The 15483-nt window shown below is 65.0% G+C and carries 13 protein-coding genes; 9 read left to right on the top strand and 4 right to left on the bottom strand.

Translation table 11 applies throughout. From position 1 onward, the window contains the following. Nucleotides 1-55 precede the first annotated feature (55 nt). Nucleotides 56-1522: a C69 family dipeptidase gene (locus L1P05_RS11260; protein WP_012849191.1), complete on the bottom strand. Its 1467-nt coding sequence runs from the start codon at nt 1520-1522 to the stop codon at nt 56-58. A 294-nt stretch (nt 1523-1816) separates the two neighbouring features. On the opposite strand from L1P05_RS11260, the gene L1P05_RS11255 reads away from it, so the two are divergent. The 8 genes from L1P05_RS11255 to L1P05_RS11220 all read left to right on the top strand — a co-directional run bounded on the left by L1P05_RS11255 (nt 1817) and on the right by L1P05_RS11220 (nt 10595). Then, nucleotides 1817-2320: a DUF1097 domain-containing protein gene (locus tag L1P05_RS11255; RefSeq protein ID WP_012849190.1), complete on the top strand. Its 504-nt coding sequence runs from the start codon at nt 1817-1819 to the stop codon at nt 2318-2320. 140 nt (nt 2321-2460) lie between these two features. Next, nucleotides 2461-3789 (top strand): isochorismate synthase MenF, encoded by a 1329-nt coding sequence (gene menF, locus L1P05_RS11250; RefSeq protein ID WP_012849189.1) that lies wholly within the window; start codon nt 2461-2463, stop codon nt 3787-3789. 241 nt (nt 3790-4030) lie between these two features. After that, complete coding sequence (gene menD, locus L1P05_RS11245; RefSeq protein ID WP_012849188.1) at nt 4031-5710, top strand: 2-succinyl-5-enolpyruvyl-6-hydroxy-3-cyclohexene-1-carboxylic-acid synthase; 1680 nt, start codon at nt 4031-4033, stop codon at nt 5708-5710. Continuing rightward, complete coding sequence (gene menH / locus L1P05_RS11240; RefSeq protein ID WP_012849187.1) at nt 5707-6480, top strand: 2-succinyl-6-hydroxy-2,4-cyclohexadiene-1-carboxylate synthase; 774 nt, start codon at nt 5707-5709, stop codon at nt 6478-6480. The genes menD and menH overlap by 4 nt, the downstream gene beginning before the upstream one ends. A 50-nt stretch (nt 6481-6530) precedes the next feature. Beyond that, on the top strand, nt 6531-7388 hold the full coding sequence (gene menB / locus L1P05_RS11235) for a 1,4-dihydroxy-2-naphthoyl-CoA synthase (protein WP_012849186.1): 858 nt from the start codon (nt 6531-6533) through the stop codon (nt 7386-7388). After that, nucleotides 7388-8359 carry an o-succinylbenzoate synthase gene (gene menC / locus L1P05_RS11230; RefSeq protein ID WP_012849185.1) on the top strand — a complete coding sequence of 324 codons (972 nt, stop codon included), beginning with the start codon at nt 7388-7390 and terminating at the stop codon, nt 8357-8359. The genes menB and menC overlap by 1 nt, the downstream gene beginning before the upstream one ends. Then, complete coding sequence (menE, locus tag L1P05_RS11225; protein ID WP_012849184.1) at nt 8347-9747, top strand: o-succinylbenzoate--CoA ligase; 1401 nt, start codon at nt 8347-8349, stop codon at nt 9745-9747. Before menC ends, menE begins: the two co-directional genes overlap by 13 nt. Before the next feature lie 293 nt (nt 9748-10040). Beyond that, on the top strand, nt 10041-10595 hold the full coding sequence (locus L1P05_RS11220) for a YfaZ family outer membrane protein (protein ID WP_012849182.1): 555 nt from the start codon (nt 10041-10043) through the stop codon (nt 10593-10595). A 91-nt stretch (nt 10596-10686) separates the two neighbouring features. Here the strand turns inward: L1P05_RS11220 and trpS are convergent, their stop codons facing one another. Then, nucleotides 10687-11718, bottom strand: a complete 1032-nt coding sequence (trpS, locus tag L1P05_RS11215; protein ID WP_012849181.1) for a tryptophan--tRNA ligase — start codon at nt 11716-11718, stop codon at nt 10687-10689. A 182-nt stretch (nt 11719-11900) separates the two neighbouring features. Continuing rightward, on the bottom strand, nt 11901-13118 hold the full coding sequence (tyrP, locus tag L1P05_RS11210) for a tyrosine transporter TyrP (protein WP_012849180.1): 1218 nt from the start codon (nt 13116-13118) through the stop codon (nt 11901-11903). Nucleotides 13119-13332: 214 nt separating this feature from the next. On the opposite strand from tyrP, the gene L1P05_RS11205 reads away from it, so the two are divergent. Further along, nucleotides 13333-14535 carry a nicotinamide mononucleotide deamidase-related protein YfaY gene (locus L1P05_RS11205; RefSeq protein WP_012849179.1) on the top strand — a complete coding sequence of 401 codons (1203 nt, stop codon included), beginning with the start codon at nt 13333-13335 and terminating at the stop codon, nt 14533-14535. Nucleotides 14536-14554: 19 nt separating this feature from the next. Here the strand turns inward: L1P05_RS11205 and L1P05_RS11200 are convergent, their stop codons facing one another. Further along, entirely contained in the window at nt 14555-15463 is a 909-nt protein-coding gene (locus tag L1P05_RS11200; protein ID WP_012849178.1) for a gluconeogenesis factor YvcK family protein, read from the bottom strand. Nucleotides 15464-15483: the final 20 nt, after the last annotated feature.

Raw genomic sequence — 15483 nt, 5'->3', positions numbered from 1 at the left:
CCCTAAAAAAAACACCCCGCGCAGCGGGGTGTTTTTTTATGGACAGAGCCCGGCGTTATGCCCCTTCGAAGTGATACTTCATGTCGGTGGCATGGGTCATCTTGGTCACGACCTGACTGGTCAACTGATCGGTCAGCGTCAGCGCCTCCTGCATAGTTTTATCTTCAAACTGTTGCAGCAGCTGCTGGGCCTTCTTCGGCTGTGCTTTATAGAGCTTCAGGTATTCTTGCTCCATGCTCTGCTGGCGCAGGGCGGTCTGTTGCTCAAACGCGTTATAAGCGCGCTGAACGTCCGGCGCATAGGCGTTGTAATCCTGCATCACCAGGGTTTGCAGCGTGCGGAACTTCCAGTTGACGGAGTCATCGCTGGCCCGATCGCTCCCCTTGTCATAGCCCGGCAAATAGTGCTCAATGCCTTGATAGTAAGGGACATAGACACTCAGCGCAGACATTCCGAAGGCGACGTATTCCACCTCGCCGATCGCTGTTGGCAGGTGAGGACGCACCTGCAGGATGTGCGACTCCTGGGTGCGGAATACGGAGATCGGGCGGTAAGGCTCTTGCGGGTTGTTGTTGGCATAGGGGTCGTGCGCGGTCCCCTGGTAATGGTTACGCAGCGCCTGCTCGACGTCGGCAATGCTGATTTTCTTGGCCGGGGTGAGGAAGACCGGGAAGTTTTTACCGTCGGTGATGGTGGTCTTCAGCTGCGGGTTGAACATGTGCTGCAGCGTCCAGACGCGCGGATAGTTATAGGTCACATCGTTTTCGACGTCCTGGGAGTAGGCCTTGTGGAAGTCGAAGGCGCCGTCTTTCGGGTTGTACAGCCCATGCTGTTCGGCAAAGCTGATCAGGGTCGGAGAGCCCAGGTAGTTTGCGGTGTCTTTCGGATCGTACTGACGCAGGCGGCCCTGGTTGGCGGAGACCAGGTACTTGTCCGCCGGCAGACGGGTCGCCATCCACTGGTGGCCGCTGCCGGTCTCCAGATACCACAGGTCGTGCTGGTCGACGAAGGCCACGCCAAAGCCTTCGCCGGCGCCTTTCTGCTCGATGATCTTGCCCAGCAGCTCAACGCCCTCACGCGCGCTGTGAATCCGCGGCAGTACCACGGTCTGGATAGCATCCTCCGTGATCCCGGTTTTCTCTACATAAGGATCGGCCTTCAGCGCCGGTTGCCCGTTGTAGATGGTTTCGGTCGCGGTCATGCCGACGCCGGCGGCGTTGAAGCCGGCCTCACCCATTGATTTATCCTGGGTATCAAAGTCGTGAATGGCGGTGTAGCGCAGCGCCTCTTTCGGTAGCGGGTAGGTAAAGTCATTGCCGTGGGATTTAAACACCCCGTGCTGATTATGGGCCGCCGGGTGGATGACCATATGCTTGGCGTTATTTGCTGAGTAGTCTTCATTTCGCGCTGCGATAAAAGAACCATCGGTCGTGGCCTGATTGCCCACCAGTATCGTCGTGCAGGCCATGGCCTGACCGACGCACAGCGTAGCGATCGCTGCCGCAAGCAGAGTGGTTTTCATAAGTGACTCCAATCGTTATAGGTATTGTTTCGTAAATCTTCTTCACAGTAGATCGCGTCAGCGTCAGTTACAAACCCTGCTAATAAAAAGCGCGTTACCTTTTGTAAGCGGAAATGACCACAGCGCTCGTCGAGCATAGCGGATCGAATAAACCGCATAAAATCGCCAAAAAGTGTGATTGATGTCACTTTGTGTTGTAATAATCGCAACTTCATCAAATAGCGGTGTGATGTCCATCAATGAATATTGTCGATTCGCCGCTACACTACGCTTTTTGTATCAGGAGTGTCTGCGATGTCCGTCTTACTTGCCATTGCCTTAACTACGGGGATTCTGTCGGCCGTGTGGGGATGGGTCGCCATCAGCCTCGGGCTGTCGGCCTGGGCCGGTTTCCTGGGCTGTACCGCGTACTTTGCCTGTCCGCAGGGGGGGCTGAAGGGGCTGGGCATCTCACTGTGTACCCTGTGCAGCGGCGTGTTCTGGGCGGAGATCATCATCAACGGCAGCGCGCTGCAGCCGCATATGGCGCTGCTGGGGTATGGGCTGACCGGCGTGGTGGCCTTTCTGATGTGTGTTCAGGCCTGTCAGCGTTGGCTCTCCTTTGTCCCGGGAACCTTTATCGGCTGCTGCGCCACCTTTGCCGCCGGCGGTGACTGGCGCCTGGTGATTCCGTCGCTGCTGCTGGGGCTGCTGTTTGGCTACGGGATGAAAAACAGCGGTCTGTGGCTGGCGGCTCGCCGACGCCGCAGTACGCCGCTGCCGGATGACGCGCGCGCCGACGGCGCAGAGGTGCGCTAAATCGGGGACGTCACGCTGGCGGCTTTTTCAACGATTGTCCGCCAGTGAGAGCGATATCACCTTCATCCGCTTTTTTTCTCTTTAATCCCCCGTATAATTCACCACTCTCCTAACCGCAGTTATCCCCGACCGAGGTTGTCGTGCACCATTTTACCGCTCTGATACAACGCATTGTCCCCCTGCTACAGAAAGCGGCCCAGCAGGGTCCGGGACTGGTCAGAGTGGCGCTGCCCTTTGCGGCGCATGACAGTGATTCGATGCTGACGTGGCTGGCGACCCAGCCGCTGTACCCGCAGTTTTATTGGCGCCACCGCAGCGATGAAGAAGAGGCCGCGGTGTGTGGGGCGCTGCAGGTGTTTCGCGATGCCGAGCAGGCGCAGGCGTTTATTCGGCGACACGGCCAGCCGGATCTGCGGATCTGGGGGCTGAATGCCTTCGATCGCGTGGCGCTGGATGGCTATGGTGAGGTGGAGAGCCTGCTGTTTTTGCCGCGTCTGGCGCTGCTGCGCCGCGGCGATAGGGCCGAGCTGGTGGTATACCTGTACAGCGAAACGTCGCTGCAGGCGGATCTGCCGCGAGCGCTGAGCGATCTGGCCGCGCTGCTGCCGCCGCAGCCGCTGGGCGCCCTACAGGCCCAGGTGCTGAGCGCCGCCCATCAGCCCGATCGCGACGCCTGGTGCGCGCTGCTGACCCAGGCGCTGGCGGCGATCGCCCGTAATGAATTTGCCAAGGTGGTGATGGCGCGCCGCACCACCCTGACCCTCAGTGAGCCTCTGCGCGCGGCGCAGTTTCTGGCCGCCAGCCGAGCGGTAAACCACCGTTGCTACCACTTTATGCTGGCGCTGGCGCCGCACCGGGCATTTTTGGGATCGTCGCCGGAGCGGCTGTACCGTCGCATCGGGGTGCAGCTGGAGACCGAAGCGCTGGCCGGTACCGTCGCCCGCGGCGAAAACGAGGCGCAGCGCCGGGATAACGCGGCCTGGCTGATGCAGGATGGCAAGAATCAGCATGAGAACCTGCTGGTGGTCGATGATATCTGTCAACGCCTGCGCAGCGGCGCGGGCGCGCCGACGCTGGAGGTGATGGCGGCGGAGATCGTGGCGCTGCGCAAGGTGCAACACCTGCGCCGCAGCATTCGGGTGACCCTCAACCGGCAGGATGACGCCGAATGCCTGCGTCGTCTGCAGCCGACGGCGGCGGTGGCCGGCCTGCCGCGTGAGCCAGCTCGCTATTTTATTATGCGCGATGAACCCTTTGCGCGCGGCTGGTACGCGGGCTCCGCAGGCTACCTTTCGCTGGTTCAGGCCGAGTTTGCCGTTGCGCTGCGCTCGGCGCTGATCGAAGACGATCGCATCCATCTGTACGCCGGCGCCGGCATCGTGGCGGGCTCGGATCCGCAGCAGGAGTGGCTGGAGATTGAGAATAAGGCGGCCGGTCTGCGTACGCTGCTGGAGGGCGAAAGCCTGTAGCACCCGGTGGCGAAAGCTGCGATCGGGGCGACACATGCGCAGCACACGGATTGTGATATGAGGGCGTCTGGTGTACCATATTGGTCATATTTTACATTTGATTCTCTTTTAAATCATGGCGTTACATTGTGTCTCTGGGTGGAGGTGCACTGTATGCCAACGCGTGCGTCAGGGAAGCCGCTGCCAGCCTGTTCGCTGCAGCCGCAGGACGCGCAATCCGCTAAGTCACTGTTGAGTCGCCATGTCATCTATTCTGTTTAACCGTCGCTGGGCCTCGGTGCTGCTTGAAGCGTTGACCCGTCACGGCGTACGTCATGTCTGTATCGCTCCCGGTTCCCGCTCTACGCCGCTGACGATGGCGGCGGCGGCCCATCCCCGCCTGCATAGCCATACCCACTTCGACGAGCGCGGCCTGGGGCATTTGGCGCTGGGGCTGGCCAAGGTCAGCGGCCAGCCGGTGGCGGTGATCGTCACGTCGGGAACGGCCGTCGCCAATCTCTATCCGGCGCTGATCGAGGCCGGACTGACCGGTGAACGGCTGATCCTGCTGACCGCCGACCGCCCACCGGAGCTGATCGACTGCGGCGCCAACCAGGCGATCCGCCAGCAGAACATATTCGCCTCTCACCCGACGGAAACCCTCAATCTTCCAAGGCCTACGCCGGATATCTCCGCCGCCTGGCTGGTTTCTAGCGTCGATAGCGCCATGGCTCGCCTCGACCACGGCGCACTGCACATCAACTGCCCCTTCGCCGAGCCGCTGTACGGCGAGGATGACGACGGGCAGCAGGGATGGTCTGCGGCGCTGGGCAGCTGGTGGCAGGGCGAGACGCCCTGGCTGCAGGAGAGCGCCCCCTATGCGGGCGCGGTGCGCGCCGAGACGGATTGGGCGCAGTGGCGCCGCCGTCGCGGGGTGGTGCTGATTGGCCGCGTTGACGCCGAGGCGGGCCGGCAGGCGGCCGCCTGGGGTGAGGCGTTGGGCTGGCCGGTGCTGGGAGATGTGCTGTCGCAAAGCGGCCAGCCGCTGCCCTGCGCCGATCTGTGGCTGCCTCACGCCGAGGCGCGCCGCCTGCTGGCGCAGGCCGAGATCGTCGTGCAGTTTGGCGCCAGCCTGACCGGGAAGCGCCTGCTGCAGTGGCAGGCGGCCTGTAAACCGCAGCGCTACTGGCTGATCGATCCGTTGCCGGGGCGGCTGGATCCCGCCTGTCACCGCGGCCGCCGTCTGGTGGCGCCGGTGCAGGCATGGCTACAGGCGCATCCGGCGCAGCCTGCCGCCCCCTGGGCACCCGAGCTGAAGGCGTTGGCCGAGCGGGCGGCCCAGTGCGTTGAGCAGACGCTGCAGGCGTCGTTTGGCGAGGCGCAGGTGGCGCATCGGCTGGCGCAGCTGCTGCCGCTGCGGGGACAGCTGTTTGTCGGCAATAGCCTGATCGTGCGCCTGGTCGATGCGCTGGGGCAGCTGCCCGCAGGCTATCCGGTATACAGCAACCGCGGCGCCAGCGGTATCGATGGCCTGGTCTCGACCATTGCCGGGGTACAGCGCGGCAGCGGGCTGCCGACGCTGGCGATCCTCGGCGATCTGTCGGCGCTGTACGATATTAACGGCCTGGCGCTGCTGCGCCAGGTGACGGCGCCGACGGTGGTGATCGTCGTGAATAACAACGGCGGACAGATTTTCTCCATGCTGCCGACGCCGCCGGCGGAGCGCGAGCGTTTTTACCTGATGCCGCAGAATGTGGACTTCCGCCACGCGGCGGCGCTGTTTGATTTGGCCTACGCCTGCCCGGCGGACTGGGCGGCGCTGAGCGAGGCGGTCGCCCAGGGCTGGCGGCACAGCGGGACGACGCTGATCGAACTGCGGGTGCCGGGCACGGCGGGCGCGGAGGCGCTGCAGCAGCTGCTGGGTAAGGTGGCTGCGCTGTGATCCTGGCCTACCGCCGCCTGGCGGCCGCGTCTCCCGCGGCGCCGACCCTGGTATGGCTGCATGGCTTTCTCGGCAGTCACCGTGAGTGGTTGGCGCTGGCGCAGGCATTGCCGCAGTATGCGCACGTGCTGATCGACCTGCCGGGACACGGTGAGTCGGCGGCGCTGACGGTGGACGACTTTGCCCAGTGCGATGCCGCGCTGCGCGATACGCTGCGCGCCGCCGGGGTAACGTCCTATGGGCTCATCGGCTATTCGCTGGGCGGTCGCCTGGCGATGTATCATGGCTGCCAGGGAGCACCTGGGCTATGGGCGCTGGCGGTCGAAGGGGGGAACCCCGGTCTGGAGACGGCCGCGGAGCGCCAGGCGCGGCGGGCGCACGACGGCCGCTGGGCCGAGCGCCTGCGCCGCGAGCCGCTGGCGCAGGTGCTGGACGATTGGTATCGACAGCCGGTGTTCGCCGATCTGAACGCGGCGTCGCGGGCCGCCCTGGTGGCGCTGCGCGCCGGACAGTCCGGTGCGACGCTGGCGCAGATGCTGCAGGCGACCTCGCTGGGTGCCCAGCCGCCGCTGGGCGCGGCGCTGGCGGCGCTGACCTCGCCTTTATGCTATCTGTGCGGTGAGCGGGACGCCAAGTTTCGCGCGCTGGCTGAGCGCTGGCGGCTGGCGGTTCGCCTGATAGACGGCGCCGGCCACAACGCCCACCGCGCCAACCCACGGGCGTTTCTCGACGCGCTGGGGACCTTTTTAATGACATCAACTCCCGGCTGACGCGCCAGACGCGCCGCCGGGTCGGCACCATTATTAACAGGAAACGTATTATGCTGTATCCAAGCGAACAAGAGCTGTATGCCCCGATCGCATGGCAGGACTGCAGCGGCGACTTTGAGGATATCCTCTATCACAAGTCCGCCGACGGTATTGCCAAAATCACCATCAACCGCCCGCAGGTGCGTAACGCATTTCGCCCGCTAACGGTGAAAGAGATGCTGCAGGCGCTGGCCGACGCGCGCTATGACGACGGCATCGGGGTGATCGTGCTGACCGGCGCCGGTGATAAGGCGTTCTGCGCCGGCGGCGACCAGAAGATCCGCGGTGACTACGGCGGCTACCGCGACGACAGCGGTGTGCATCATCTCAATGTCCTCGACTTCCAGCGTCAGATCCGCACCTGTCCGAAGCCGGTGGTGGCGATGGTTGCCGGCTATGCGGTCGGCGGCGGCCACGTCCTGCATATGATGTGCGATCTGACCATCGCGGCGCAGAATGCCCAGTTCGGTCAGACCGGCCCGAAGGTTGGCTCCTTCGACGGCGGCTGGGGTGCCTCTTATATGGCGCGCATCGTCGGTCAGAAAAAAGCCCGCGAGATCTGGTTCCTGTGCCGGATGTATGACGCGCAGCAGGCGCTGGATATGGGGCTGGTCAACACCGTGGTGCCGCTGGACGATCTGGAAAAAGAGACCGTACGCTGGTGCCGTGAGATGCTGCGCAATAGCCCGATGGCGCTGCGCTGCCTGAAGGCGGCGCTCAACGCAGACTGCGACGGTCAGGCCGGTCTGCAGGAGCTGGCGGGGAATGCCACCATGCTGTTCTACATGACGGAAGAGGGGCAGGAAGGGCGCAACGCATTTAATGAAAAGCGTCAGCCGGACTTTTCCAAGTTTAAGCGGAATCCGTAATGCGTCAGGTCACGTTGTATCGCTACCGTCTGCCGGTGGAAGCCGGCGTTGCGCTGCGTAACCAGCGGTTGAAAAGCCGCGATGGGCTACTGGTGCGACTGCGTGAGGACGGGCGTGAAGGGTGGGGCGAGATAGCCCCGTTACCGGAGTTTAGCCGTGAAACGCTGCCCGAGGCGCAGGAGGCGGCATGCCAGCTGCTGGCGGCGTGGCAGGCGGGCGCGACGCCGGCGGAGAGTCCGCTGCCGTCGGTTGCCTTCGGTCTGAGCTGTGCGTTGGCGGAGCTGTCCGGCACGCTGCCGCAGGCGGCCAACTACCGCTCCGCTACGCTGTGCAACGGCGACCCCGATGCGCTGTTTCAGGCGCTGCAGTCGATCCCCGGCGAAAAAGTGGCCAAGGTGAAGGTCGGGCTGTATGAGGCGGTGCGCGACGGGATGATCGTCAACCTGCTGCTGGAGGCGCTGCCGGATCTGCGTCTGCGTCTGGATGCTAACCGTAGCTGGACCCGGGCCAAGGCGGATGGCTTTGCCAAGTATGTCAATCCGGCCTGGCGCGATCGCATTCTGTTCCTGGAGGAGCCGTGTAAGACCCGCGATGAGTCGCGCGCCTTTGCCCGCGACACCGGGATCGCCATCGCCTGGGATGAGAGCGTGCGCGATGCGGACTTCCGCGTCGAGGCCGAGCCGGGCGTGGCGGCCATCATCATCAAGCCGACCCTAACCGGTAGCCTGCAGCGCTGCCAGCAGCTGGTGGCGCAGGCGCATCAGGCGGGACTGAGCGCGGTGATCAGCTCCAGCATTGAGTCCAGCCTGGGGTTGAGCCAGCTAGCGCGCATGGCGGCCTGGCTGACGCCGCAGACGCCGCCGGGTCTGGATACCCTGACGCTGATGCAGGCGCAGCTGCTGCGGGCCTGGCCGGCCTGTACGTTACCGCTGTGGGGTGAGGATACGCTGGACCGGGTATGGCAGGCCTAAGCGGCGTCGACGACTGGCCCTGGCGCCACTGGGCGCGCCAGCGCCCGGCCGACGGCGCGCTGCGTAGCGACGGCGAGGTGATTGCCTGGCAGACGTTGGCGCAGCGCATTGATGGGCTGGCCGGCGGATTCAGCGCACAGGGCGTCGTCTCCGGGGCCGTCGTTGCCCTGCGGGCGAAGAATGGGCTTGAGACGCTGTATGCCTATCTGGCGCTGCTGCAGCTGGGCGCCCGGGTGCTGCCGCTGAACCCACAGCTGCCCGCCGCGCTGCTCGATGTCCTGCTGCCGCGGCTCAATGTGGCCTTTGCGCTGGATCTGGCGCCCGCGCCGGCGCTGACCTGGCCCGAGGGGATCCAGGCGCTGCGCCTGCGTGCGGACGCGGCCGCGGCGTCGGCGCCGTGGGCCCCCCAGCGCCAGGCGACGCTGACGCTGACCTCGGGGTCCTGCGGGATGCCCAAGGCGGCGGTGCATACGGCCGCCGCGCATCTGGCGTCGGCTCGGGGCGTGCTCTCTCTGATGACGCTGACGGCGCAGGATACCTGGCTGCTGTCGCTGCCGCTGTACCATGTCTCCGGGCAGGGGATCGTTTGGCGCTGGCTGCTCGCCGGCGCTCGCCTGGCGCTGCGTGCGATGCACCCGCTGGAGCAGGCGCTGGACGGCTGCAGCCATGCGTCGCTGGTGCCGACCCAGCTGTGGCGTCTGCTGCAGTCATCCCAGCCGGTGGCGCTGCGCGATGTGCTGTTGGGCGGAGCGATGATCCCGCTGGCGCTGACCCAGGCGGCGGAGGCACGCGGCATTCGCTGCTGGTGCGGCTATGGTCTGACGGAGATGGCCTCGACGGTGTGCGCCAAGCGTGCGGATGCCCTGCCGGGCGTGGGGACGGCGCTGCCGCAGCGTGAGGTTTGCCTGGCGGCGGACGGCGAAGTCCTGCTGCGCGGTGACAGCCTGGCCTGCGGTTACTGGCAGGAGGGCCGACTGCACCCGCTGCTGGGCGACGACGGCTGGTTTCATACCCGCGATCGCGGCGCGTGGGCGTCCGGTGAGCTGCGCATATTGGGGCGGCTGGATAACCAGTTTTTCAGCGGGGGTGAGGGGATCCAGCCGGAGGATATCGAGCGTATTCTGCAGCAGCATCCGGCGGTTTCTCAGGCCTTTATCGTGCCGGTGGATGACGCCGAGTTTGGTCAGCGTCCGCTGGCGGTGGTGGAGTGCAGCGTGGCGACGGCGTCGCTGGCCGCCTGGCTGGACAGCCGGGTAGCGCGCTTTCAGCGCCCGGTAGCCTGGCTTTTGCTGCCCGAGACGCTGAAAAGCGGCGGAATTAAAATCGCTCGTCGTCAGGTGCAGCAGTGGGCCGAGCAGGCTTACCACGCGCAGGCGGCGCGGCGCTGAGGGTAGGCTATGCCGCCGGTTCGCCGTACGGCGACGTCGGGATAATCTTAAATAGTGCGCCCGGGTTGGCAACGAGGCGCTTTTTTTATTCTGTTTCCCCGGACTTCCCGCTATGCTAACGCCCTCGAGGCGCTCTGCGCCCCCTCCCGCCGCCGATGGTACGCGGCGCGGGGCGGTGAGCCGATGACCCCGCTGGGCGGGCGGATGCCGGAGGCGCATTTTTCACCGGCCGAGCGGCTGGGCGCCGGGAAAATGTTGGAGCACATTTTTTTATGTTTGATAAGGAAAATTCAATGAAGAAGTCGTTTTACTGCCTGGTAGCCGGCAGCGCGCTACTGTTGAGCGGGGCGGCTCAGGCGATCAGCCTGAACGGACAGGCCGGTAAAGATTTTACCAATCTTGAAGTCGGTCTGGGAACCGAGTCGTCAGGCCTGTACTCAACCCTGAACTGGGCGCACAGCGATAACGACGGCGATATCGTTGGTCTGGGCCTGGGGCTGGGCGTACCCTTGGGTTCTGCCATCATCTCGGTAGGCGGTAAGGCCATGTATATGAATCCGAAGCACAGCGGCGGCGGCAGCGATGACTATGCCGTCGCGATCGGCGGTGGCGTTAACCTGCCGCTGGGGCAAAGCTTCGCTCTGTACGGCTCGGCCTACTATGCGCCGGACTCCCTGTCCAGCGGGATCAAAGACTACACGGAGGCCACCGGTGGGGTGCGCTGGAACGTGATGCGTCCGCTGAGCGTGGACGTCGGCTACCGCTATATCAACCTGGCCGGTAAAAACGGTCACCGCGATAACGCGATCGCCGATGGTCCCTACGTTGGCGTCGGTCTCAGCTTCTGACGATCGGTGCGGCGGCGCGAATGCGCCGCCTGCTTTTCCCGCGCGTCCCTGTTCGTCTCTGCCTGTCTCTCTCCCTTTTTCCTCTCTCGACTCAGTACATCAGCGGCAGTCCCAGCCCCCGTTTGATCGCCACCAGCGTTTGCTGGCTCACTTCGCGCGCCCGTTCGCTTCCTGCCTGTAGGATCTGCAGCAGCTGGGCGCGATCCGCCAACAGTTCGGCGCGCCGCTGACGGATCGGCGCCAGCAGGGTCTGCAGACACGCCTCCAGCTCGCGTTTACACTGGCTGTCGCCGAGGCCGCCGCGCCGGTAGTGCGCCTTCATCTCGGCCACCCGGTCGGCGCTGGGATGAAAGGCGTCGAGATAGGTGAAGACGACGTTGCCCTCGACCCGTCCCGGATCGCTGACCCGCAGGTGGGCGGGATCGGTGTACATGGCGTGAACCGCCGCCCGGATCTGCGCGGGATCGGCGCTGAGCGGCAGGGCATTCCCCAGGGATTTGGACATCTTGGCGTTGCCGTCGATGCCCGGCAGTCGGCCCACCTGACTGAGAATCGCCTGGCAGGGACGCAGCACCGGCTGCGGCAGCAGGGCGTTCATCCGCTGGACGATCTCGTTGGTTTGCTCGAGCATCGGCAGCTGATCGTCGCCGACCGGGATACGATCGGCGCAGAACGCGGTGATATCGGCGGCCTGACTTATCGGATAGAGCAGAAACCCGGCCGGCAGCGAGTGGGCAAAGCCTTTCTGGGCAATTTCGGTTTTTACCGTGGGGTTGCGCGCCACGCGCGCCACGCTGACGATATTCATATACAGCATCGTCAGCTCCGCCAGCGCGGGCAGCGCCGACTGCAGGCACAGCGTCGCTCGCTGGGGATCGATGCCGACCGCCAGGTAATCCGCCATCACCTGCAGAATGTTGTCTGCCACCTTTTGCGGGCGGCTGCCGTTATCGGTCAGCCCCTGCAGATCGGCGATCATCACATACAGCGGGAAGCGCTGCTGCAGCGCAAGGCGCTGGCGCAGGGAGCCGACGTAGTGGCCGAGATGCAGTGGGCCGGTGGGACGATCGCCGCTCAGGCAGATGTGCTGTTCAACGTGGTTGGGGGAAGAAAGGTGTTGCATGGTCGCTCTCCGTTAATCGATAGCTGCGCCGGAGTGCGTCCATAGAAAACATCAAGCCGCCTTCCGGCGGCTTGGTCACTGAAATGAGAAGTACACAGTATCGGGCCGCCGCAGTAAACGGCGCCACCAGCGAAAGGGGGTCAGACGGAACAGTGTGCTTTTCATCGTTTCACCATACTGCCTTATCCCACCGCTGGCAAGAGCCCGGCCGCGATCGACAGCTGTATGGCGATCACCGCGACGCCGCACAGCAGCACCAGCCACAGCAGCGGGCGGCCGCCGGCGACCCGGTAGCCGTTGGGCAGTCCGCCGTGACGACGGCGGGTCTGCCATACCAGCAGCGCCGGTAGCAGCAGCGCCAGCACCGCCAGCGCGATGGCGGCGTAGCCCAGCGCCATGACGAACCCCTGCGGATAGAACAGGGCGAAGGCCAGGGGGGGAATAAAGGTCAGCATACCGGTCTGTAGGCGCCCGGAGGCGCTGCGGCGGCGCTGGAACAGATCGCCCAGATAGTCAAACAGCCCCAGCGACACGCCGAGAAACGAGGTCGCCAGCGCCAGGTCGGCGAACAGATGCACCGCCAGCTCGACGTGAGGCGTCGCCACCACGGCGCGCACCGCCTGCAGCAGTCCGTTCAGCCCGGCGTGGGTCGCCAGCAGGCCGAGGAAGGTATGGTTGCTGATGGCGCCCAGGGTGGCCAGCTGCCAGAAAATGTAGGCCAGCAGCGGAATGGCGCTGCCGGTAATGAAGATGAGGCGCAGGCGGCGCATATCGCCTTTCATGTAGCTGACGATGCTCGGCACGCTGCCGTGGAATCCAAAGGAGGTAAAAATGACCGGAATGGCCGACAGCGCCAGCCCTTTTTCCAGCGGCAGGCTGAGCAGGTTGGTGCGCTGAATATGGGGCATCATCAGCGCCAGCATCACGACCAGCAGCACGATTTTGGCGCTGAACAGCAGGCGATTGAACAGATCGACCGAATGGGTACCGACGCTGACAATCGTGCCGCCGACCAGCGTGAACAGCAGTACGCCCAGGGTCGGCGAGACCGACAGCGACAGCCACTGCCCCAGGCTGGCAGCCAGCAGCTCACCGGCGCCGCTGATATAGGCCGCGGTGAGCGCGTACATGAGGAACAGCATGCTGATACCGGCCAACCATTGGCCGGGACGCCCCAGATAGCGGCGGGCCAAGGTGCCCAGCCCCTCATCGGCCGGGGCATGCTGATAGACCTCGACCATCAGCAGGGCCGTATAGCACATCAGCGCCCACAGCGCGATCAGCATCACCAGCGTGGTGCTAAAGCCGACGCCGGCGGCGGCCAGCGGCATCGCCAGCATCCCTGCGCCAATGGTGGTTCCTGCCACGATAAAAATACTGCCAATTGTACGATTTCTCACGCTTTCCTCTGCTTTACTGCTCCAGGGAGTTATTTAATGGCAGCGTACGGGAAAAAATCACCTTCGTCAAACTGACGTTACATTATATGTAATTATTCATTTACACATAAAGGAGCATCGTCGGCATCGGATCGTCGGCGCCGGCGCGGCGAGAGGTATTGTGCATCGTCCGGACACTTCCTAAAGTGGGAGAGGGCCTAAAACGGAGTGAACCATGTTACGAGTTGAGATGTTGAGCAGCGGCGATGAGGTGCTGCACGGTCATATCCTGGACAGCAACGCGGCCTGGCTGGGGCGCTGGCTGTTTGAGCACGGCGCGCCGCTGTGCGGCCGCGCGACGGTGGGCGACGAGATCGCGGCGCTGTGTGCGGCGATAGCGGGCGCTGCTCGACGCGCCGACGTGCTGATTGTCAACGGCGGCCTGGGGCCGACCCGTGACGATCTCAGCACCCAGGCGGCGGCTCAGGTGCTGGGGGTGGCGCTGGAGGAGAACGACGCCTGGATGGCGCGGATGCAGGTCTGGTTCGCCCAGCGCGGACGGAGCATGCCCCCCAGCAACCGTAAGCAGGCCTGGCTGCCGGTCGGGGCCGAGGTGCTGGATAACCCGATCGGCACCGCCTGCGGCTTTGCCGTTACGCTGCATGATTGTCTTATTTTCTTTACACCCGGAGTGCCCAGCGAGTTTATGCTGATGGTCGAGCAGCAGATCCTGCCGCGCCTGCGGCAGCGCTTTCGTCTGCCGCCGCCGCCGCTGTGTCTGCGGCTGAGCACCTTTGGCCGCACCGAGAGCGGTCTGGCTGAACAGCTGGAGACGCTACCGCTGCCCCCCGGCTGCACGCTGGGCTACCGCTCCGCGTCACCGATCATTGAGCTGAAGCTGACCGGTCCCGCCGAGCAGGCGGCGGCGATGGAGACGGCCTGGGCGCAGATCCGCGCCGCGGTGGCGGAAAACCTGCTGTTTGACGGATGCGACGGCATCGCCGCGCGCGCCGCCGCCGCGCTGCGGCGCGCGGGCGTCAGGCTGGCGCTGAGCGAGCAGTTCAGCGCCGGGCTGATCCACTGCTGGCTGCGGGCGGCGGATGCGCCGCTGGTGAACGGCGAGCTGCTGGCGCATGAGGGGCACCCGACGCTGGATCAGGTGATGGGGCGGGCGCGAATACTCTCCGCCGGCCGCGCGGGGGCGCTGACGCTGGCCAGCGGTGAGCTGCTGGAGGATACCTTGACGCTGGCGCTGCATACTCCGCGGGGGAGCTTTGGCCAGACGCTGTGCTTTCCCTCCGCCCGCCACAGCCAGACGCTGCGCCGGGAGGCGTGCGCGACGCTGGCGCTGGATATGCTGTGCCGCTACCTGGATGGGCGCTCGCCCTTTGGTCGCTATGAGTGGCCGCGCTGTCTGGAACGCCGAGAGGGGGTCTAGTCCGCGCAGGCGGGACCGCCTAGCCGAGCCGCTGTAGCACCTGCTCAATCGCCGCGCGCAGCCGCGCCCGATCGTGGCGGTAGGGAATATCGTCGGCGGCCAGCGGCCCCTGTACGAGGGTTACGCTGGCGTCGATACGGTCGATCTCGGTTTGCGGACCGACGATCGCGGCGTCGATGTGGCGTCCGCCCATGGCATCGCTCAGGCGCCGCAGCTTTTCCGGCAGCCGCAGTGCGCCGGCCGGGCTATGTTCGCGGGCCAGATTGCCGATATAGACCAGCGGTGCCCCGGTGCGCCGCAGCGCCTGGCTGAGTTCGTCGACCAGCAGAATGGGCATCAGGCTAGTGAAGTAGCTGCCGGGGCCCAGCAGGATAAGGTCGGCGCGGCCGATGGCCTCAATCGCCTCGCGGGTTGCGCTCACGGTGGGGGAGAGCAGCAGCTGGCGCGGCATCTGCTGCAGCCTATCGATATCGACCTCGCCGTGGATCCGGCTGCCGTCTTCGGCGATGGCGCAGAGGTCGGTCGGCTGCTCGGACATGGGGATCAGCTGGGCGTCCACCTTCAGCAGGCTGCGGATCAGGTTAATCGCCTCCAGCGGTCGCACGCTCAGGTGATCCAGCGCCTTGAGCATCAGGTTGCCCAGATTGTGCCCCGCCAGCTCGCCGCTGCCGTTAAAGCGGTATTCAAACATGGCCGAGGCGACGCTGGGCTCGGTGATCAGCTGGTTCAGGCAGTTGCGCAGATCGCCCCAGGCGATGCCGCCTTCGGCGCGCCGGATGCGCCCGGTTGAGCCGCCGTTATCGGTCGTCGTCACGATGCCGGTCAGCCGCGGGCCAAGGGGGCAGAGTGCCGACATGACGCGGCCCAGTCCATGGCCGCCGCCGAGGGCGACCACACAGTCCAAATCAGCCAGGGTGCGGTTTCGCATAGGGTTCCTTTTCGGGCGCA

Origin of the sequence: Edwardsiella piscicida (assembly GCF_021733145.1) — a bacterium.
Classification (GTDB): Bacteria; Pseudomonadota; Gammaproteobacteria; order Enterobacterales; family Enterobacteriaceae; genus Edwardsiella; species Edwardsiella piscicida.
Note: the sequence above shows the minus strand (reverse complement) of the source record. Positions and strands in the feature narration are given on the sequence as shown.